This is a genomic window from Stenotrophomonas sp. DDT-1 (assembly GCF_001580555.1).
In the GTDB taxonomy this organism is placed as follows: Bacteria; Pseudomonadota; Gammaproteobacteria; order Xanthomonadales; family Xanthomonadaceae; genus Stenotrophomonas; species Stenotrophomonas sepilia.
On record NZ_LEKR01000026.1, the window covers coordinates 34,500 to 54,888 of the forward strand.

The window sequence follows — 20,389 nt, forward strand, 5'->3', positions numbered from 1 at the left end:
GATGAGCGCGGCAGGCAAGGCGTTGTGGTACATCGAAACCCATGCGGACCAGCCACTGGCGCTGGCCGACATTGCCGCTGCGGCGGGCCTGTCGCCATTCCATCTGTCGCGCCTGTTCCAGGCCCGCACCGGCACCTCGGTGGTGCGCTACCTGCGCGGGCGCCGCCTGACCGCTGCCGCGCAGCAGTTGGCCAACGGCGCCGGCGACATCCTGCAGGTGGCGCTGGGGGCCGGCTACACCACCCATGCTGCCTTCACCCGTGCCTTCAGCGAACAGTTCGGGCAGACACCGGAACGGGTACGCGAACAGGGCACCGATGGGCTGACGCTGGTGCAGGCGATCCGCCTGGACGAGGCCCCGTCAGCCTGCATTGAAGCCCCCCGGCTGCTCGATACGCCCGCGTTCCAGCTGGCAGGCGTCGGCATGCGGCATACCCGCGACAGCAGCGGCGCGATTCCGGGCCAATGGGCCCAGCTCAACCGCGAGTGGCCGACGCCGGCACCGGTCAGCTTCGGCGTGTGCTGCAACAGTGATGACGATGGTAGCTTCGACTACATTGCGGCACTACCGGCAAGCACGGTGCCGAGCGTGCCTGCGCACTGGCGACGCGTGGACATCCCGGCGCACCGCTACCTGGTGGCTTGGCACGGCGGACACATCTCGGCCATCCGCTCGACCTGGTTCTGGTTGCTGGATCATTATCTTCCTGCGTCCAACCTGAGCCTTGCCGATGCGCCGGATCTGGAGCGCTACGACGCCCGGTTCGACGAGCACACCGGCCAGGGCGGCGTGGAGATCTGGCTGCCGGTGGAAGAACGTCACCACTGACAAGGAGTTGAAGATGCGCATGACCGCTGCTGTGCTGGGAGGAATGCTGCTGGCGTTCGCGAGCGTCGGCGCCGCCCGCGAAAGCGGGGTGGCCGGCGAGCGCCACGGCACGACGACGCTGGCCAGCGCCGCCGTGCGCGACGCAGGGCACCGCGACGCGCTGCGCTACACGGTCTGGTATCCGGCACTTGCAGGCAGCCGGGAAACCGCGCTGACCATCGGTCCACCCGACGCGCCGCTGTTCCACGTCGGCCGGTCGGCCAAGGATGCGCCGGTCGCCGGTGATCGCCTGCCGACCCTGCTGCTCTCGCATGGCAACGGCGGCAGCGCGCGCATGATGGGTTGGCTGGGCACGGCGCTGGCGCGGGCCGGATATCTGGTGATTGCGGTGGATCATCCAGGCAACAACGGCGTTGACACCATGACCCTGCCCGGCAGCCTTCTGACCTGGTTGCGCGCCGATGACCTGCGTGCCGCACTGGCGGCCGTGCAAGCTGATCCGGTGCTGGGCCCGCATGTCGATCCTGAGCGCCTGGGGGTCGCCGGGTTCTCGGCCGGCGGCTACACCGCACTGTTGGCGGCCGGCGCGCGACCGGACCTGCAGCGACTGCTGGCCTTCTGCACGGCGCATCCGGATGACGGCGTCTGCCGGCCCCAGCAGGAAGCGGCAACGCACACGATGGAGGCGCGCGTTGCCGCTGCGGCGTCGCCCGAGCTGTCGCCGTGGATGTCCCACGCCAACGACGCACGCGCCCTTCCCGGCGTGCGCGCGGTGTTCCTGCTGGCACCGGCAATCGTGCAGGCTTTTGCGCCCGAGCAGCTCTCCTCGCTGGAACAGCCGGTGGCGATCGTGCTGGGCGAGGCTGACACGGTTGCGCCACCGCAGAGCAATGGCGAAGCTGCGCGTGCGGTGATTGCGGGCGCTGCACTGCAGGTACTGCCCGGCGTCGGCCATTACGATTTCCTCGCCGCATGCACCCCGACCGGACAGCGGCGGCTGCAGGACCTGTGCAGGACGTCGGTGCCGAAGGCGCAGACCCACGCGCAGGCAGTGGACGCCGCAATACGATTCTTCAACCAGTCACTGCGCTAGTGGCCGCCGGGCAGTCCCCAGCGCTACAGTGAGCGCGTCCATGGAGAATCGGTCATGCGCCTGCTTCACCTCACCCTGCCGGTGTCCGACGTCGCCACCGTCGCCGCGTATTTCCACGATGTGCTGCAGCAGCGCGTGGTCGGCAACCATGTGCACATCGGCTGGAGCACGATCGAACTGCAGGCGGCGGGTGATCACCCCGTCGGTGGCGTGCACCTGGCCTTCAACGTACCGGACAACCGCTTCGGCGAGGCGATGGCCTGGTTGCGCGAACGTACCCCGCTGCAACGTAATCCTGAGGGCATCGATTACTTTGCGCTGGAGAGCAGCTGGCAGTCGCAGTCGGTGTACTTCACCGGCCCGGACGGCCTGATCCTTGAACTGATCGGCCGCCGTCGCTTGCCGGCCAGCGCGCGCGAAGGCGTGTTCCATGGCAGCGAGCTGACCTGCCTGAGCGAGGTTGGCCTGCCCAGCCACGATGTCGATGCGGTGCGCGAACAGTCCAGCCAGCGCTTCGGCCTGCAGCCGATCAGCTCGCCGTCGCCGCAGTTCGCGCCGATGGGCGACGACGAGGGCCTGCTGATCATCGTCGCCGCCGACCGTCGTTGGTTCCCCGAGCAGAAGGACCTGCCCAATGCGCAGGGCGTGCAGCTGCAGGTGGGTGATGTGAGCGGCAGCGGCGAACTGCGCGATGCCGCGCTGGGCTGGCGGGTGTGGGCGGCCTGAACTACCAGCTGCCCGAAGCGCCGCCGCCGCCGCTGCGGCCACCGCCACCGGACCAGCCGCCGGAACTGCTTGAGGACGAACTCGACGACGAGGTGCTGGACGAGGAACGGTAGCCTTGGGACGACCTTCGTCCGCTGCGTGCTTTTTCGCCGGGCAGCAGGGTGAACACCCAGATGAAGTACAGGAACAGCGTGCCTACGCTGGACACGATCGTCGCCAACACGCGTGCGTTCTCATCGCTGGCCCGGTCGATGGCCAGCAACGCGCCCAGCGCATAGCCGCCGGTCAACAGCACCAGCACCACCAGGCGCACGGCGAAGCTGTTGCGGTTCTTGCGCCAGCGCGCGCGGCCGGCCTGCACCAGGAAGAACACCAGCATGGCGGCAATGGCGACCGCCAGGTTCAGCAACGTGTGCAGGGCAAGGCTGGGCGGCAACTGACCACGGACCAGCATCACCACAAAGAAACCGATACTGACGGCCAACATGCCGCACAGCACGATGCGCACACCACGGCTGCGACGCCAGCACCACCCCAGCAGCGCCGCCACCGGTACGGCCGGTAACAGCACGAAGAACAGCGCAGGCAGCACGTGCCGCGGCAGCAGCAGCGTCGCCGAAACCAACCCAGCGGCCATCACCGCCGTTACCAGCAACGGCCTGCCCCAGGCAGGCAATGTCGGCCAGTTCGGCCTGGGCATTGCCGCATTGGCTGCCAGTGCCTTGCGCCGCCGCTCACGGCGTTTGCCGCTGGACTCGGCCTCGGTCCTGGTGGCCAGCAGGCGCGGCGGTGATCGCCACAGACCGGCCAGGAACCCCACCAGCAACGTCAGGGCAACGACTGAATCCCCTGTACGCCAATCCGCTGGCAACAGGTTGCGTGCGGATGAATCCTGCTCGGGCGGCAGCGGCTCGCCATCGATCAGCGCCATCAGCACCTTGCTGCCGTCCAGCATGCCCTGGTCCAGGTCTCCTTCGCGCAGACGCGGCACGATGGCTTTGTCGATGATGCGCGCGGCATAGGCATCGGGAATGGTGCCTTCCAGGCCATAGCCGGTCTGGATGCGTACGCGCCTGTCCTGTACCGCCACCAGCAGCAACACTCCGTCATCGACACCGGCGCGGCCCAGCTGCCACTGGTCGAAGACACGCTGTGCATAGGCTTCGATGCCGTCATCGCCAACACTGGGCACCACCAGCACCTGCAGTTGCGCGCCTTTGCGTGCCTGCAGCTGCAATGCCTGCTCGCGCAGCGTTGCGCGGGTGCTGGCGGACAGCGCGTTGGCGGTGTCCACCACCGGGTCGTCCAGTGCCGGAATCGGGACCGCCGCCAGCACTGGCAGCGGCAACAGGCAGAGCAGCAGTGCCAGCCCTCCCCACTGCCATGCGTTGCGCCACCGCAGCACCCGGCTCATGTGGACGCCGTGCCTTGCATTGGCGGCGTGCTGTGCATCATGCGAAACGGCATCCGTGTATGTCCTTGCCCCATGAACGGAAAAGCCGGCCGGATTACTCCGGCCGGCCTCCTTTACCACACACCTCTTCACACGCAGCGGTCAACGGCCCATGGCCACTCGCTGCTGCTCGTCCTGCACGTGTTGCTGCGAAGGCTCGTGCTTGGCCAGCATTGCAGCGCTGGTCTCCTGCAGGCTCGGTGCCGTCTGGGTCATGTCCACCGCAGTACGGAAGCCGGGAACGGTGCCCACGACGAAGGCCTTGCCATCCTGCACGGTGACGCCCTGCAGCTTTTCCGGCGAATCGATGCCGGCGGCCTTGGCCTGGGCGGTCACATGCGCGCTCATCTCGTTGCAGATCATGCCCGGCATGTGGCTGCGGATCGCATTGTGCAGCGGCGTATCCGGATGCGCCTTGTCGCCCAGTTGCGGCCCCTTCGGCGCCGCCTCGGCATGGCTGCGGCCTTCGGCCAGCTTGCCCAGCGTCGCCGGACCCGCCACGCCATCGGCGGAGAGCCCGTGCTGCTTCTGGTAGGCGATCAGTGCGTCCCTGGTATTGGCACCGAACTTGCCGTCCTCGCTCAGCGGGTTGCCTTGGCCGTCGCGCACGCCCAGGCGGTTGAGTTCCTTCTGCAGCGCAGTCACTTCCTCGCCCTTGGCCCCCTGGCGCAGCACACCGTTGTGGTCGGCGTCATGCGAATGGCCACCCTTGCTGGTTTCCTTCAGCTTGCCGTGGTCCCAGAAGTCCTGCGGGCTGATCAGCTTGCCGTGCGGATCCTTCAACTGATAATGCACGTGCTGGGCATACTGACCCGCACCGCCCGGGCCACGGCCGCCCATGGTACCGATCGGCTCACCCGCCTTGATCGGCTGGCCTTCCTTCACCTGGGTCGACTGCAGGTGCAGGATCTCGTGCGAGTTGCCCTGTGCATCCCTGATCTTCACCGTACCGTAGTCGCCACCGACGAACGTCACCGTTCCGGAGATCGGCGCGTTGACGGTCGGGTGCTGCAGATTACGGCCGTGCTGGCCGCCGACATAGTTGAAGTCGGTGCCACCGTGCGGCTTGTGTGCGCGGTGTTCGCCGAACTCACCGGTAATGTGCGGCTTGACCCCGTTCTGCGGGGGCAGCATCACCTGCATCGTCTGCTCGAAGGTGCGGGTCTGGCCTTCGGCATGCACCGCTGCCGGCTTGGCCTGCGCGTGCGTGGCCGCAGCTACGGCGGGGGCCGCGTGGCTGCCCTGGGACTGGCCGTGGGTCAGTCCCAGGCGCTGCTCCACGAACCGCTCGTACTTGTCCACGTACGGCATCACCTTCTTTTCAGACAGGGCGAGGCCGCCGTAATCGCGGGTCGGACCGTCGTGGTGGTACTTGTAGATGTACTCCTCACCCTGGCCGCGCTTGTGCGCCAGCGTGCGGTTATCGATGTAATGGTCAACCAGTGCGTCGGACTGTGCGCCGACGTCGAAGCGGTTGCGGTTGTTGAGGTGGTAGTGGTTGCCGGTCTTGTCGATGAACTGGCCCAGGCCCGAGGCCGAGGTGGTGCCAGCGGCGGCATCGGGGTTGAAGCCCGATTCAACGCGGGCGATGGCCAGTACGTGCGCGGTTTCGCGCGGGGTCAGGCCCTTCTCGCGCGCCGACTCGATGATCGTGTCGATCACCCGTGACTGTACTTCCGGGGTCGCATCGCCCCACCGGCGGGAGTTGCCATGCAGGCGGCCGTCGCTCTGGTCGATCGGCTCGCGGTAGTGGCTCCACGGTTTGATGCGGTCACTGCTGTAGGCCGCCCCGCGGGGCTGGACCATGTCCTGGTAGATGTCTGCCATGTCTGTGCTATCCATTCTATGAAAAGGGGGATTTCCTTAAGGGGTACTGCTCCTGGTACTTCTGGTACTGCGGTACTGCAGTGCTGCGTTCACAGCGCGCGTGCGACGTCCTGCCGCTGCGCTCAGTCTTCGATGTAGTTCACCTCCGGGTGCTTGATGCCGAGCGAGTCGATCAACTTCTCGTACTCATCGTTGTTGGGCTCCTGCTCCTCGCCTTCCGCGCCGCGCAGCGGCGGTGTGCTGTGGGTCAACTGGCGGCCACTGGCGTCGTACAGGTAGTACCACTCGCAGAAGCTGCAGCCGAACGGCAGTTCACCGTACTGCACGACGAAGTACGGCGTACCGCTGCGGTCCTGCACGCAGGCCAGGCCAACGGCGGTATAGCCGTCCATCTCCTTGGGCGCAGCAATGGCCTGGCGTGCGCCGTCCTTTTCAATTTCCAGCGTGGTCAGCCGGGAAGCGTCCGTGTCTTGGGTGGGCTGGGCCGCCAGGTGCAGGCGGGTGCCTTGGCAATCGATATGCATGCCGGTCTCGTCGCGCGTAAGAGGGGTGGAATGGTCCGCAACGGCAGCCGCAGGTGCGGCCGGCGTCGCTGCCGGGTCAGTGGAAGCAGGGGCCGCCGGTGCAGCCGCCTCAGGGCCGCTGCAGGCAGCAAGCATCAGGGCCAGCACGGGGGCAACGGGAGACAGACGCATGCGGGGCTCCTTGGGTGGATCACACGACCGCCCGCAGGCGGTCGCTCAGGGTCAGATCGATTCGTCCTCACGCTTGACCAGTTGCCAGCACGGCTTCTGGGCAAAGGTGTAGATCTGCTGGTCGCTGGTATCGGGAGTGCGCATCTGCACCTGTACCTGGCCATCGGGCAGGCGGGTGACCTGCATCTCGCGGCCCTGGCGCTGCAGCGTGGCCGGGTCCGGCATCACCGGCCATTCGACCTTGGCAAGCGGCACCTTCTCTTCCACCTTGCGTGGCTCCGGCTCGGCTTCGCTGTCGATGTGGCTGTCCAGCAGCGGATCGGCAGTGGACGTTTCCTGCAGCGCGATCTCGTTGCCGAAATGCTTGAGGAAGTCGTCGAAGACCGGATGGGGGCAGCTGGCAGACGCGTCTGCCGGGGCCGCGGCAACCGGCGTGGCCGGCGCCGTGGCGGCGGCCGTGCTGGTCGCAGCCGGTGCGGCGGCGTCAGCGGGGGCCGCCTGGGGCGCAGGCTTGCAGCCGGACAGCGCAAGCCCCAGGGCAAGCGCAAGCAGGGCAACGGGGCGGAGCTGGTTCACGGGATCCTCCTGATTCCGGGCGGTCGCGCGCGGTTCCGGCGCGGTAGGGAGGCAAGGATAGCCATGCCTCGGTCAATTCAGTTTCAACATCCGCTGTCAGGAATATCCCGACATGCTGAAATGAGACTAGTATCACACTAATACTGAAATCAACGTCATCGCAGCAGCCGTTAGACTACGCCGCACACGCTTCGATCCTGGCCCCATGCGCGCATTCCTGCTTGCCCTCTCCCTGCTGGTGCCAATGCTGTGGCCTGGTGTTGTGGCCGCGCTGGAGGTCCGGGAAGGCGATCTGCTGTTCGTCACCGCCGGCCATGCCGGCCTGAGCGCGGCCATCGACGATGCCACCGGCAAGCAGGGCGCCCCCAGCTTCGATCACGTGGCCCTGGTCGCTGCGGCGCCAGACGGCTGGGAGGTACTGCATGCGGACGAGAAAGGCTCGCGCCGGCAATCGCTGGTCGAGTTCCGCCAGGACGCCCGGGCCAAGCAACGGCAGGTCGTGGTCTATCGCCTGCACGCATCGCAGCAGGCTGCCATCAAGGATGCGGTCGCGACCGCACGCACGATGCTGGGCAAGCCCTACAACACGTCGTATGTGTTGAACGAGGACAGCTACTACTGTTCGGATTTCATCGAGCGCGCGTTCCGTGCGCACCATGTGTTCGCACTGCAGCCGATGAACTTCCGCAACCCGCAGACCGGGCAGATCGCACAGCACTGGGTCGATCTCTACCACGGCATGGGCATGGACGTGCCGCAGGATCAGCCGGGCACCAATCCGAACGACATGTCAGCAGCGCCGGTGCTGCAACGCATCGGCGTGCTGGAATAAGCGAAGCCCCGCACGGGGCGGGGCTTCGCGCACCACAGGAAGTGGGTGCCGAAGTCACTCTTCCTCGTCCTGCCCACCCTGCTGCTGGTTGCGCTGGTTGCGCTGCTGCTGTTCCTGCTGCTGTTGCTGCTGCTGGTCGCGGCCACGACCCTGCTGCTGATCCTGCTGGTTCTGCTGGCCCTGCTGCTTCTGGTTCGGGTTCTGGTTCTGCTGTGCCATGTCCGTTCTCCGAAAGCCACGCGCGGAATGCGGTGGACGGGGCCATCGTCTGCAGCGGAGAGTTAATCGCGCGTGGGTGGGCGGCTACACGGATGTGTACGCGCGTGAATGAACGGGCAAGGCCCCTTGCGGCACAAGCCGATGAAGGATTCATATGGGTTCGGCATGTGCTCATGCCGTCAGCGCGACTGTGCGCATTCATGGCGCGCTCTGTCGGAAACACGCGCTGAACGGAGCTGGCGTCCTGCTCGCGCACGGACGCCAGCCCTGCACTCACGGCATCACCGGCGGCACATACGCCAGCGTCATGCCCAGCAGCCACAACAGGCCCAGCACCAGCGGGATGTGCACCAGCAACTGGATGAAGGTGAAGCCCACGATGTCGCGTGCCTTCAGCCCCAGCACGCCCAGCAATGGCAGCATCCAGAACGGATTGATCAGGTTCGGCAGTGCTTCGGCCGCGTTGTAGACCTGCACGGCCCAGCCCAGGTGCGCCTTCAGTTCGTTGGCGGCCTGCATCACGTACGGCGCCTCGATGATCCACTTGCCGCCACCGGACGGCACGAAGAAGCCCAGCACCGCCGAGTAGACGCCCATGACCAGCGCGAAGCTATCGGTGCTGGCCACGTGCACGAACAGGCTCGACAGCCGGTGCGCCAGGGTCTGCCCGTCACCACCGGCGGCGTGGGTGAGGATCATCGCGATACCGCCGTACAGCGGGAACTGGATCAGCACGCCGGTGGTGCTCGGCACCGCCTTGGCCACCGCGTTGAGGAAGCTGCGCGGGCGCCAGTGCAGCAGCAGGCCCAGCGAAATGAACAGGAAGTTGTAGGTGTTGAGGTTGGCGATGGCGGTGACAACCGGCTTGTTGGCGAACTCGTTGAACAGCCAGCCGAATGCCAGCAGCGAAAGCAGCACGGTCAGCAACGGGCTGTATTCCAGCCATTCGCCTGGGCGCGTGCGTCGCTGCAGCGGTTCCGGCTCGGCCTGCGCAGCGCCGGGGAACTCCTCGGCAGTACGCGCACTGCCGGCCGCGGGTGCAGTCAGCCAGGCGATCAGCAGCGAGACCAGGATCAGCACCGCGGTCAGGGCGATCGACTGCCACAGGAAGATGGTTTCGGTGAACGGCAGAACGCCGGTGATCTCCACCAGCCCCGGCGGCATGCTGGCCGGGTTGGCCTGCAGCTGTGCAGCCGACGAGCTCAGCCCCATCGCCCACACCGCGCCCAGGCCGAGATAGGCCGACGCACCGGCCGCGCGGTAGTCCATGCGCAGTTCGGTGCGGCGGGCCAGCGCGCGGACCAGCAGGCCACCGAACACCAGCGAGAAGCCCCAGCTGAGCAGCGAGGCCAGCATGCTGACCAGGCCCACGTACACCACCGCACCGCGTCCGGTGCGCGGCACCCGGGCCAGGAAGTCGATGAAGCGTGCGACCACCGGTGCGGTTGCCACGGCGTAGCCACCGATGACCACGAAGGCCATCTGCATGGTGAAGGGGATCAGGCTCCAGAAGCCGTCACCGAAGGCGCTGGCGGTGGCCTGAGGGGTCGAACCGAAACCCATCGCGGCCAGCGCGACGATGACCACGCCCAGCACTGCGAATACGTACGCGTCGGGGAACCACTTTTCCGCCCAGGCGGCCGAGCGCAGCGCTGCGCGCGCCATCCAGCCATCCTGTACTGCTGCCGTCGAGGCCATCGCCTACCCTCCCAGGTTCGATGGACCGATTCTGGGCGGTGGGGTGTGGGCTGTCAGCCACCTATTGGTCGTAGGTGGCGGAAGGCCCGGCGCTGCGCGCCGCCGCCCGGGCATGAGCTCGGGCGCTACAGAAGCACTGTCAGCTGTAGAGCCGAGCGCACGCTCGGCTGCGCTTCTCAACGCAGCGCCAGGTCCACGGCGATACCGGCAAACAGCGCGGCGCCGACCCAGTTGTTGTGCAGGAACGCCTTGAAACACGGGCCGCGCTCGCGGTTGCGGCAGATCCAGAATTCGTACACCACCAGTACCGTAGCCACGGCCACGCCGGCCAGGTAGTAGCCCCCCAGCCCGCCGCGCACGCCAACCAGCGCCATGGTGGCCAGGAACAGCGCGTACAGCACGCCCTGGATGACCAGATCGAGATCACCGAACAGGATCGCGGTGGAGTGCGAGCCCATCTTCAGGTCGTCCTCGCGGTCGACCATCGCATACCAGGTGTCGTAGGCGGTGGACCACAGGATGTTGCCGGCATACAGCAGCCAGCCCAGCATCGGCACTTCACCCTGCACGGCGGCGAACGCCATCGGGATGCCCCAGCCGAACGACATGCCCAGGTAGACCTGCGGCAGATGGGTGTAGCGCTTCAGGTACGGGTAGCTGGCAGCCAGGAACACGCCGATGAAGCTCAGGCCGATGGTCAGCCCGTTCAGGGTCAGCACCAGGCCGAACGCCACCAGCATCAGCACCGCGAACAGCGCCAGCGCGGCGCGTCCGCTGATTGCGCCGGTGGCCAGCGGACGCGCCTTGGTGCGCTCCACGTGCGGGTCGAGCCAGCGGTCGGCGTAGTCGTTGATGACGCAGCCGGCCGAGCGGGTCAGCCACACGCCGGCGGTGAACACGAACAGCGTCCACAGCGGTGGCAGGCCGCCGGCAGCCAGCCACAACGCCCACCAGGTGGGCCACAGCAGCAGCAACGTGCCGATCGGGCGATCAGCGCGCATCAGACTCCAGTAATGCCGCCAACGCGGCGTCGCCGGCGACTGCGGCGAAGTGAGGGGGGTATCAGCCATGGCGATAGGATACTCCTGCCCCTCCGGCAGGGCTTTGCCGGTGGGGGGAGATTTGTTCGACGAAACTGGATAGAATGCCGGTCCCGCACCGCCTCATGGCGCTGCGATGCCCGCCCCGGCACTGGCCGACGGCGCGGCGGTTCTACAACGCGCCCGTAGCTCAGCCGGATAGAGTAGTGGCTTCCGAAGCCATTGGTCGGGGGTTCGAATCCCTCCGGGCGCGCCATTTTTCCTTCGTTGCCTGGCCGGCGCGCCCCCAGGAATGTCAGGGAATGAACGTTGCCGAGCGATGCTCGCAACCGGCAGCGTCCTGTACCACGATGGAGTAATTCGCGCCCGCGCTGGATTGCCCGGGCAGGAACAGGCCGTCACCATCGAACAGAACGCTCTGCCGTTCATCCTGCCCGATCGACAGCCCGATCGCTCCCGGTGTGATTTCCTCAAGGATCACGTTGTAAGGCCGCCAGGCAACCTCGCCTGTGCGCCTCATCTCTGCGCGAGCGGTCCTTGGGTTCAACCTGCGTCTCTCATCCACCCACAGCTGAAGCGGCTGACCAGCGTTGTGGGTGACCTGGAAGCGCCCGTAGGTCAGCCCGTCGACGCTCTCGGTGCCGACGTAGGTGAAATGGGCCGGCGGACACTTCGTGGTGCGGTTCGGATGCGCCGTACAGGATGTCAGTGCAACCACGAGGCAAAAGGCGTTCAGGTGCTTCATGGGTTCGAGGCCTGACGTGGGTGGTTGTCGCGGCGGTGTTCGGCAGTGAGGGCAACCAGCACTACGCCCCAGAGCGGCGTGAGCAGCACGACGCTCATCACCGTCAGCGAAACCGGTACCTGCCAGAGCAGCGATGGGCTGAATCCGCTGAATCTATAGGCTTCCAGTACAAGCACCACGACCTGGGCCAGAAGGCCCGCGAGCAGCCCCAAGCCAGCCCCCTTGGCAAGCCGCCTGATCGTAAGGCGGCCCGCGGCGGGAACCCGTGCGCAGATTCCCAGCAACAAAAGGCTGACGGCGTACAGCCAGAAGAAAACCTGATGTGAGTCGAAGGCGTAAAGCGCCCTGCCCACAAAGTGCAGGAACAGCCAGAGTGCTCCACACGACACCGCGTAGGCCAGCCCGTACCGAAGAATCTGCCTGGCTTTCATCTTGTACCTCTCCGAGGGCGTGCAGCCCGATCGCGTTCCTTTGTGGAGGAGTGCGGGAGCTCATGCACCTTGCCTCCCGCTTGGCGCCCTACTCGCGCAAGGCATCGCGCAGCGCTCGAGAGTACCTGCCTGCCTCCAGCGTTCGCAGCTGGGCCAGTGGAATCCGATACCTCCTGAACAATGCGGCCAGTTCCCAGACGTCCTCCTCCAGAACCGCATCTGGATCCAGGGATAGATAGATGACATCCCCTCTGCCGACCACATTACCGATGCAGCCGATTCGACCAATCCACTCGAAGAAGAACCGTTCATCCTGTTGAGAAAAGAAAACTACCCTTTTCGCTTCAAGCTCCATGGTAAATCACCGTCCATTCAACCAAGTCATTTGAATGACGCGCCCCATTCCAGCCTTTGCGCTGATTACTCTGGAGCGGCGACAACGAACAGAGCTGTCAGCGCGCTGCGGAACATCCTGCGAAGACACGGGTGGGCTTCTTCTTCAAGCTCAAAGCGATCACGCGGCGCATGGGATGCTCCGGCACGTGCACGCCTATCTGCAATCACACTTCTTCACTCATCCTCCTCCCTATCTCGTAGAGGAGGCAGGCCAAAGCAGATAGATGATAGGCCAGTGGCTCCTGCTGCCCCGACGCTACTCTTTGAATATCAGAGTAGTCATCGAAAAGACTTCCAACTTCAAGCTCCACCCGCTCACCGCCCATGGAGTGGCGTTCCAACCATGGCACTCGACTATAGCGCCGCCGAGCATCGACCGAATACGTTGGCGGGCTTCTCCCGAAGGCTCACGGCAACCACCCGTTGCTTCTGCTCACCGCAGCCCCCCATCACCCCATACACGATGAGAAGTCCCCTGTCGTTGACGTAGCCGATGAACTTGCCCCTACTTTCATCCGAAGCGGCCCTGACGAGATAGACGCTCTCCCCGGGCGCTGGCTTCAGGTCACTCAACGGCATTGGACCGATCTTCCCTTCAACCTCTGATGCCGAGACAACGACCAGCGAATGCTCCAACATCCACTTCGCAATGGCTGCCTCACTATCAGGATCAAGCGTGGAAATGCGGTCAAGCGGCAGCGTCGTTGAATTGCCAGGGAAGATCGCACCGGACGAAACATCGACCCAGTCCGACCTCCATTCCGTATGTTGAAACTGATGAATGCTGCAGCCCCCCAGCATTGGCAAGAGCAGCACCGCTACACGCAAGATGCCAGCCTTCGGCATGGACATGAGAGCCCCAGAAAGGGCCGGCCAAATGTTAATTACCATCTGCAACCCGTTCTGCAAAACGATTCAGGGACTGCACCTCGCGCCCAAGATGGTATGTCATTTCTTGACTTCCCTATCATGGGCTGGCACTTGGCGTGTCGCTACGCTGCTCCGGATTTGCGGCAGCGTGCGCAGTCGAAGCACCTGGCCTGCGCGCATAGCTGTAATCGGCATCCCGGCAGGCGCGCACGATCGGACTTCGTGCGTGCCTGATCACGCCCGGGAACCAGCACAGCATCAGCACTACCAGACAGATCATTCCCAGCCGTACCCATTCACCCGCGACACTGGCCCCGATCAGCGGCAATGCCGCCACAAGGATGACGACCTGTGTGTACAGAAGATAGAGCGTGTACGTGCCCAACCGCGGGTCTGAACGAAGCTCCACGCGCCCCCCCCGGCACGACATCTTTGCTTGACGCCTTCCAGCAAATCGCAGGGGAAAGCGCTGCCCGCTGGCGCCACAAAGTGGACAGATGAAGTTCATCAGGCGCATCGGTAAAACCTCTTTTCAGAAGTTTCCATCAGCAGGTTCCATCTGCGGCGTCGACCATACACACCACATCATCAAACCTCGGGTCCTGGCACATCATTTCCAGTGGTGTCCGATCAAGCTCATTCCGTGCGTGTGGGTCTGCACCACACCATAGGAGATAGGCCGCAGCCGCGACGCTGCCATGTGCCACCACGCTTGCCAGCGGCGTCAGATCAAGATCGCCACGCACATCGATGGTGGTCACGAAGGGCATCAATGCGCTGAGGAGGGCCACATCGTTGTAATAGGCCACCACATGCAGGGGTGTGTCCTCATAGGCTCCTCAGGTCTCCGGACAGGTCAGCACCGTATCGCCGAAGTCAGTGTCGACACCGAGCCGGGAAAGCAGTTCGCTGAGTACAGGATCCATGATGTTCATAGGGCTGCACGCACGGTAGAGCCCATTGCGTTGGCCCGATGATGGTCCGTCCCACAATCCATCTCTCCGTCAGATCCCTGTCGACCTACAAGCCAAGCGGTGCGTGCGTCTTGGAGCGATGCGCTCGACAGATCAGGAATCATGATTTGACAGGGATCAACCGGCTATCCCAAGTGCCCTCTACTAGAAGTGCAATCTCTGCGCCGACAGAGGCCTCAATGAAGACCAAGGTGTCACCATCGACAATTTCCCTGGCAGCCAATGGATCTAGGCCAAGGAGGAAGCAACACCGCTTGAATTCAAAGGAATCATCCTTTCGATTGAAGACCTTGAGATCGAGCACGACATTCTGGCTAGAGAAACCATCAACGCTTGCTCTCCTGACTTGGCCAAAGACCAAATCATAGGATGCCCGCGAAGATTCATCGAACAGAGAAACAGTCACACCTGACAGCGGATCAAGACGAATTCCAACCAGCTGGAAATCGTGAATAGTGATACCCATGCAATCATCTGTCGGAACCATACGTCGCGCGTGATGCTCCAGGCGCAGCCTACTGATTGGATTTCATTTCTTTAATCACAATTGCCATGAACATGCCGCAAATCAGGAGTGACCCCAGCGCCATAGGCAACATTACAAAATAATCACCCCCTCTCAAGGTGACCAATAGCATACACCTTCAATACAAGATAGGACGAGGACCTCAAAAAAACTAGCGCAAATAACAACAAACCAAGCCAATTCATTATTTTCTTGCGCATATGCATATCACCTCCATTATATGCAACTGCACCCAGACCCACCCGAAACATCCTTCACCGCCTTCATGGCATCCAGCGCATCCTTGTCAGGGGCTACGCAGTGCAACAGTTCCGTGTGGCCTTAAGGTGACCGTTGAACGTCAAGCCGAATGACGACAGCTCTCCCGTCTTCGCGCCAACTGCCCCCCGCCACCTCGGTATAGATGGACTCTCTTTCCTTTGCATCCTGAGCGGTTTGTATCACTGACACTCCATCGTACGCCGTTGCTCCACCATTCACCATTACCAGGAATCCGGGGATTGCAACTTCGGGCTGCGGAGACAAAACACCGGCAATGGTGACTCCTTCGCCATTCACAGCTTCCAAGCCTCCAAAGGCGAGGTCTGCCACACCGAACGTCACGCCCAGGTAGTCGACGCACTCACACGGGCACAGACCAGGTGGATCTACCAAATACAACGGGACGCCACCTGCGTACGGCCGGCACTACCCCGGCAGTTGTTCAGAGCATCCCTGGAAAGATCTATGGTGCCCTCCTTTGCCGAAGACGGAGCAGGCCGACAGACCCGATTTTCCACATGGCAAACGCTGTGCAAAGAGAGAGCGCGACAAACGCCAAACCCGCAAATCCGTAGTCTCGTCCACCATCAGAAATATCAACCAGCACAAAGGCAAGGAGCACTGAATTTACGGCAACTCCAAAGCAAGCAACCAGCCTGAGCGCCCAGAAGAACATGATGTAGTAAGCCCAAAAAAAACGATTGTATTTTCTCATCTCAAGGACACCCGCATCCTTTTCCAGTCGGCGCAGCTATCTGACCAGGAACTGTGTAGCCAGATCCCGACATGACGCCAAACCCAACTCCAAGCAGTGGAGGGACCGAAAGGGATCCACCACCGACCTTATCTCGCCTCATATCTTCAAGTGAGAAAAGGCGGCGAAGCCACCCAATCTGCTCCACTCCAGATCGCGACATTCCGCATCGGATCGATCACCACGCGTAGCGTACCCAGGTGATCTGGCTGGACGTAAGCCAGCTCCGGCACGCCGGCGCTCAGCACATTGATCAGCGCCACCGGGTAGTTGTCCAGCCAGATGGCCTGCTGCTGCGCTTGGCCCATGGCCGAAAGTTGCCCAGCGACTGCCCCGCTTCGTCGTATAGGGTGACCTGCGCTGCGCCACCGGTCGGGGCACGCAGCACGCGTTCACCGCGATGGTTGTAGCTGTAGCTTTCCAGTTCAATGATCCACAGATGGACTAGAGCAAGTCTCGGCCCCCATTGAGAAAAAACACGATCACAATCGAGAGAACCTGCGAAAGAAGCAACATCAACACCGGCCTATCCTTGATCAGCACGGCCGAAAACTGTACTGGCAAGGAAGCAAAGGAAACCTTGCCCGATGGATTTCATCGCGAAGTCGAGGATGAGGACGCCTTGCAAGTTCTGCCCCCCCCCACCAGGCCATCAGGATTACGGTCGAACACAGAGTCGCCAGAACGACCCTCTCTATGTAGCTCATTTCGGCTCGCCATTCATTGCCACGCTCTCCGAAACGACTGACGATTACCCACTCCTTCAGCGATACCAACGGATCGCTCTGCTGGGGCCACCCCACCACAGGGTCGGGTTTCCGATATTAGTTGAGGATGGGGCCGCCAAAATTTTACGACTACTGATACGGGAAGCAGAACGGTAGCCCGAGAACGTTGCGCGTCAGCTTTGAATCCACCCAGTGCCAACTATTCCTCCCTCAAGAATTTCCTCGGCCGAGCTCCAAGCCTGATGATTTTTCGCGCAGGACCAAGATAGATATCACCGAATAAAAATGAGAATGCGACAGCTGTATAGAAAACAAGTAGTGCACCAGGAATGGGAATCGCGCGAACGAAGCTATCGCATTCGAGGTTGCGGGCGACGAGCAACCCAATCATCAGCATCTCGGCCAGGAGCGCTATTGCGAACGCGAAACGCACCTGCCCAACCTCAATCGACAGAATTCCCCTTCTCGCCAGTTCGAACTTGGAATATACGAGCAACATCAGCAACGCGAAAAAAAGAGCAAACATAACTTCCGGAGAGTACTTAGCGACTGGACAGCGCATACTCAACATGGACGCGATCAGCGCGCAACAGATCCCCAGCGCTCCCGCCGCAGCTGCACCCTTCATGAACCTTATGAAAATCACTTCGCCGGACATTGGCATTTATTGTAGTTTGACCTGTAATTCACGATTGCTCCAAGGGGCCCCAGGATCTTCGACCCACCCCGCAAGAGATTGGCGTTCCCCGGATGCGCTGCAGCTCGATTAAGTCGACCATTGGCAACCGAGTTGCGGTTGGCATCGTTGTAGGTGAACGTCTTGCTGCCGATGCTGGTGGTGTTGCCCGCTGCGTCATGGCTGCGCGCCTCGACATCCACCGCAGTCAGCTGATGGCTGGTTGCGGGATAGGGTGTAGCGGGGGCGCCGAGCCCCCGTGCATCCCTCAGCAGACGTCACCGCACCAAGGTGCCCTGCCATCACTGTGTCTTCCCAACCTCGCTGGGTACGCTCTGGCCCATATCCAACTAGGTAATTCACGCAGTGGCAGCTCCTGTTTCGCCACAGTCTCCAGCTTGGTGATCTCAGTTTCGCCTCGCTTAGTTAACTCTAGTCCGCGCTTCTCGCGGTTTCCGGGCAGGATGAGCTCCGGCCCACTGTTGATCTTAGCTCTCGTATTCCATCCCGCGCATACCCTATGTGACCCAGATAGCAGACCTTCAGCACGTAACGAGTCTTATCCGGATAAACATATCCAACAACCGGAATCGGAGTAGTACTTGTACCAATTACGCCCCCGCCCTCTGCAGAATCATAAACTTCGATCACGCCCTCCGGCACAACTTCTCTACCCTTGTGTTCGCAAGAGGTGATAGTTAAGACTGAGCAGATAAGAAAAATTCCAGGAATAAATTTCATCACCTTTTCCCGCGTTGAATGGTTGAGTCATCAGACATCCACCAAAGCAGGTGGTTTATTGATTCCGGAAGAATCATGTTCACAGGCTGAAGCTCCTTGCCAATCTCCCGCATGCAATTCTGCAACGGCGTCCCGCAGTTATTATTTATTGCACTGTACTCCCCCTGCGGCCTCGCGAGACATGCCGATTGTTTTGACTCCTGCTGCGGTGTAAGTTCTATTGTGTGCTTAATGCCAGTGCGCAAATTAAGCTGAGATGAAACGTAGTTTGTACTTATCGAGTTGCCCGCAGGGCCAAATGAGTAATCGACACCATTTGAAGTTGTCGATATGTGCCCGAAAGAGGAATGCAGCTTTCCATAGCTCGGCCGCCCTCCCTCATAGGGGAGCGGCATCCATACCCAGACGTCGACCAGCCCCTTTTCATCGATCTTCGAAAGAGGCTTCCCGGAGGCATACAGGTACGTACCAATCCCTCCCATCAGCCCAATCGGATCACTCTGCGAATACCGCGCTGTAGGTGAACGTCTTGCTGCCGATGCTGGTGGTATTGCCCACCGCGTCATGGTTGCGCGCTTCGCCGTCCACGGCGGTCAGCCGGTGGCTGGTTGCGGGATAGGTGTAGCTGGCGGTGCCTGCCGAGGTGGTCAGTGAGGTACGGTTGCCGGTGGCGTCGTAGCCATAGGTTTCGATCGGTGTGCCGGTAGTACAGTCCTGGGGTTGGGTCAGCTGCCGCGGCGCATTACGGATATCGCTGAATACATCATAGGACGCTAGCTGTCTCGCATATTCTTCAAGAACTCAGCAGCAGTCTCATCTCCTTTCTCAGCCGAGAGCATGATCCACGAGATCGCTTCGTCATGCTTGCTATCTACACCTATGCCATGGAGAAGCGCCAACCCATACTCATACATTGCGGGAGGATATCCAGCCTTCGCGGCCAGCTTAAAGTACTGGGCTGCCCCCACAGGATCCACATCCACAAAGTCTCCGAATTGTAGATAGCAGCCGAGTCTATATTGCGCGGGGGCGTACCCTTTCGCTGCTGAGAGCTCTACCTCAGCCAAGCTTCTTAACTCGAACTCATCGATGCTTTCATGAGGGCGACTAAAGCTCGAAGAAAGAAAGATTGCTTCTGCGGAGCCCACAACAGCGGCACTACGAATCAGTGATGCAGCACCAGCCATGTCCCCGGAATCCAGAAGAACTGAGAAATTTTCCGAAAGGGCTGTAGGCAAATTACCCATGTGGGATGATCCCCTCTCCGGTCGGGCTTGTGCACCTACATTGAATGTGGTGGGTCGACTTGGCACCCAATTTATCCTTCGCGTCCTTCTCAGCCATTTTTTTTGCCTCTGACAACCGACTGCTGAAACCGTAACCGAAAGCAAACTCCTTGTCACCGATTGAACAATTGTCGGGACTACGACCATCCCTACTTGCTCGACAGTTGCAAGATTACCCCCCTCTCTTCCGATCGGGCCAGGGAACCGACCTCCCCTCTGATGAGGGTGATGCCAGTGCCTTACTCAGCAATGCAGTGGCCACAGATTGGTTAATGCCATTTGGATTTATCCAATTTTCCAAACCGGACAACCGACTCGCCGCCACCAATGAGTTTAGGAATTCTGAATCGGACGAGTATTGCCCACCTCCAGGCGATTGGTAGTTCTGAGGTTCATTTGGGTTGAAACCGACTGCCCCTCCTGGGGGGGGGATGAAGGGAACTAGCGTTCTTTGCAGCCCAATCGGATCCGCAAACAAAGCTGGACTTCCACCGACATACGAGTATGTCGACACACCTCCGTCCAGCCCAATCGGATCACTCTGGGAATACCGCCCCACCTCCGGCTCGTACTCCCGCTGGTAGTTGTAGAACAACCCACTCGCATCGGTCGCCTGCTGGCCCGGGAAGCGCAGCGGGTCAGCACTCGGAATCTGGTTGCCGAATACCTCGCTCTTGTTGCTCCACTCCCAGATTGCAACATTCCGCACCGGATCGATCACCACGCGCGGCGTGCCCAGATGATCCGGCTGCACGTAGGCCAGCTCCGGCACGCCGGTAGCCGGCGTGTTGATCAGCGCTACCGGATAGTTGTCCAGCCAGATGGCCTGCTGTTGCGCCTGGCCCGTGGCCGAGTAATTGCCCAGCCACTGCCCTACTTCGTCATGCAGGGTGATCTGAGCCGCGCCACTGGCCGGGGTACGCAGCACGCGCTCACCGCGATGGTTGTAGGCGTAGCTTTCCAGCACGGCATTGCCCTGCTTCACCGCGTTCATGCGGTTGGCATCGCTGTAG

General features: G+C 62.1%; 21 protein-coding genes, 1 tRNA gene and 2 pseudogenes. 5 read left to right on the top strand and 19 right to left on the bottom strand.

The features are described 5' to 3' along the window. The first annotated feature begins 1 nt into the window (after position 1). Genes AB839_RS13330 through AB839_RS13340 form a run of 3 tightly spaced genes read left to right on the top strand, consistent with a single transcriptional unit; the run spans position 2 to position 2,648 of the window. Complete coding sequence (locus AB839_RS13330) at positions 2-829, top strand: AraC family transcriptional regulator (RefSeq protein WP_061479734.1); 828 nt, start codon at positions 2-4, stop codon at positions 827-829. A gap of 13 nt (positions 830-842) precedes the next feature. Further along, entirely contained in the window at positions 843-1,922 is a 1,080-nt protein-coding gene (locus AB839_RS13335) for an alpha/beta fold hydrolase (RefSeq protein WP_061479735.1), read from the top strand. Positions 1,923-1,976: 54 nt separating this feature from the next. Further along, positions 1,977-2,648 carry a VOC family protein gene (locus AB839_RS13340; protein WP_061479736.1) on the top strand — a complete coding sequence of 224 codons (672 nt, stop codon included), beginning with the start codon at positions 1,977-1,979 and terminating at the stop codon, positions 2,646-2,648. Between the two features lies 1 nt (position 2,649). Here the strand turns inward: AB839_RS13340 and AB839_RS13345 are convergent, their stop codons facing one another. The 4 genes from AB839_RS13345 to AB839_RS13360 form a co-directional block, all read right to left on the bottom strand. After that, positions 2,650-4,062 (bottom strand): TPM domain-containing protein, encoded by a 1,413-nt coding sequence (locus AB839_RS13345; protein ID WP_061479737.1) that lies wholly within the window; start codon positions 4,060-4,062, stop codon positions 2,650-2,652. 141 nt (positions 4,063-4,203) lie between these two features. Beyond that, on the bottom strand, positions 4,204-5,928 hold the full coding sequence (locus tag AB839_RS13350) for a peptidoglycan-binding protein (protein ID WP_061479738.1): 1,725 nt from the start codon (positions 5,926-5,928) through the stop codon (positions 4,204-4,206). Between the two features lie 122 nt (positions 5,929-6,050). Then, complete coding sequence (locus AB839_RS13355; RefSeq protein ID WP_241776785.1) at positions 6,051-6,623, bottom strand: hypothetical protein; 573 nt, start codon at positions 6,621-6,623, stop codon at positions 6,051-6,053. A 51-nt stretch (positions 6,624-6,674) separates the two neighbouring features. Then, positions 6,675-7,199, bottom strand: coding sequence for a hypothetical protein (locus AB839_RS13360; protein WP_061479739.1), 525 nt, complete (start codon positions 7,197-7,199; stop codon positions 6,675-6,677). 205 nt (positions 7,200-7,404) lie between these two features. On the opposite strand from AB839_RS13360, the gene AB839_RS13365 reads away from it, so the two are divergent. Continuing rightward, positions 7,405-8,031, top strand: coding sequence for a YiiX/YebB-like N1pC/P60 family cysteine hydrolase (locus tag AB839_RS13365; RefSeq protein WP_061479740.1), 627 nt, complete (start codon positions 7,405-7,407; stop codon positions 8,029-8,031). A gap of 54 nt (positions 8,032-8,085) precedes the next feature. Here the strand turns inward: AB839_RS13365 and AB839_RS21725 are convergent, their stop codons facing one another. From AB839_RS21725 to ubiA, 3 genes are all read right to left on the bottom strand, one after another. Next, on the bottom strand, positions 8,086-8,250 hold the full coding sequence (locus tag AB839_RS21725; protein ID WP_005414774.1) for a hypothetical protein: 165 nt from the start codon (positions 8,248-8,250) through the stop codon (positions 8,086-8,088). A 273-nt stretch (positions 8,251-8,523) separates the two neighbouring features. Continuing rightward, entirely contained in the window at positions 8,524-9,948 is a 1,425-nt protein-coding gene (locus AB839_RS13370) for a TIGR00366 family protein (RefSeq protein ID WP_180869447.1), read from the bottom strand. 176 nt (positions 9,949-10,124) lie between these two features. Beyond that, entirely contained in the window at positions 10,125-11,018 is an 894-nt protein-coding gene (gene ubiA, locus AB839_RS13375; RefSeq protein ID WP_049461703.1) for a 4-hydroxybenzoate octaprenyltransferase, read from the bottom strand. A 149-nt stretch (positions 11,019-11,167) separates the two neighbouring features. On the opposite strand from ubiA, the gene AB839_RS13380 reads away from it, so the two are divergent. Beyond that, positions 11,168-11,244, top strand: a tRNA-Arg gene (locus tag AB839_RS13380). 39 nt (positions 11,245-11,283) lie between these two features. Here the strand turns inward: AB839_RS13380 and AB839_RS13385 are convergent. The 12 genes and pseudogenes from AB839_RS13385 to AB839_RS13430 form a co-directional block, all read right to left on the bottom strand. Next, complete coding sequence (locus tag AB839_RS13385; protein WP_061479741.1) at positions 11,284-11,733, bottom strand: hypothetical protein; 450 nt, start codon at positions 11,731-11,733, stop codon at positions 11,284-11,286. Then, on the bottom strand, positions 11,730-12,164 hold the full coding sequence (locus tag AB839_RS13390) for a hypothetical protein (protein ID WP_061479742.1): 435 nt from the start codon (positions 12,162-12,164) through the stop codon (positions 11,730-11,732). The genes AB839_RS13385 and AB839_RS13390 overlap by 4 nt, the downstream gene beginning before the upstream one ends. Positions 12,165-12,252: 88 nt before the next feature. After that, a complete protein-coding gene (locus AB839_RS13395) occupies positions 12,253-12,519 on the bottom strand; it encodes a hypothetical protein (protein ID WP_005420075.1) in 267 nt (88 codons plus the stop codon). Positions 12,520-12,914: 395 nt separating this feature from the next. After that, positions 12,915-13,412, bottom strand: coding sequence for a hypothetical protein (locus AB839_RS13400; RefSeq protein WP_229298494.1), 498 nt, complete (start codon positions 13,410-13,412; stop codon positions 12,915-12,917). A 115-nt stretch (positions 13,413-13,527) separates the two neighbouring features. Beyond that, positions 13,528-13,947, bottom strand: a complete 420-nt coding sequence (locus tag AB839_RS21215; protein WP_082783345.1) for a hypothetical protein — start codon at positions 13,945-13,947, stop codon at positions 13,528-13,530. Positions 13,948-13,975: 28 nt separating this feature from the next. Next, positions 13,976-14,239 carry a hypothetical protein gene (locus AB839_RS21560; RefSeq protein ID WP_156476663.1) on the bottom strand — a complete coding sequence of 88 codons (264 nt, stop codon included), beginning with the start codon at positions 14,237-14,239 and terminating at the stop codon, positions 13,976-13,978. 265 nt (positions 14,240-14,504) lie between these two features. Next, complete coding sequence (locus AB839_RS13410; protein WP_155761180.1) at positions 14,505-14,870, bottom strand: hypothetical protein; 366 nt, start codon at positions 14,868-14,870, stop codon at positions 14,505-14,507. A gap of 1,224 nt (positions 14,871-16,094) precedes the next feature. Beyond that, positions 16,095-16,369, bottom strand: a pseudogene (locus AB839_RS21220) (RHS repeat protein); the annotation flags it as partial. Between the two features lie 503 nt (positions 16,370-16,872). Then, positions 16,873-17,331 carry a hypothetical protein gene (locus AB839_RS13420; RefSeq protein ID WP_082783347.1) on the bottom strand — a complete coding sequence of 153 codons (459 nt, stop codon included), beginning with the start codon at positions 17,329-17,331 and terminating at the stop codon, positions 16,873-16,875. A 1,272-nt stretch (positions 17,332-18,603) separates the two neighbouring features. Next, positions 18,604-18,822: pseudogene (locus tag AB839_RS21565) on the bottom strand (hypothetical protein); the annotation flags it as partial. 41 nt (positions 18,823-18,863) lie between these two features. After that, complete coding sequence (locus AB839_RS21225) at positions 18,864-19,337, bottom strand: tetratricopeptide repeat protein (protein ID WP_082783346.1); 474 nt, start codon at positions 19,335-19,337, stop codon at positions 18,864-18,866. 211 nt (positions 19,338-19,548) lie between these two features. Continuing rightward, a partial coding sequence (locus AB839_RS13430; protein ID WP_241776786.1) for an RHS repeat-associated core domain-containing protein occupies positions 19,549-20,389 on the bottom strand: 841 nt, incomplete at its 5' end.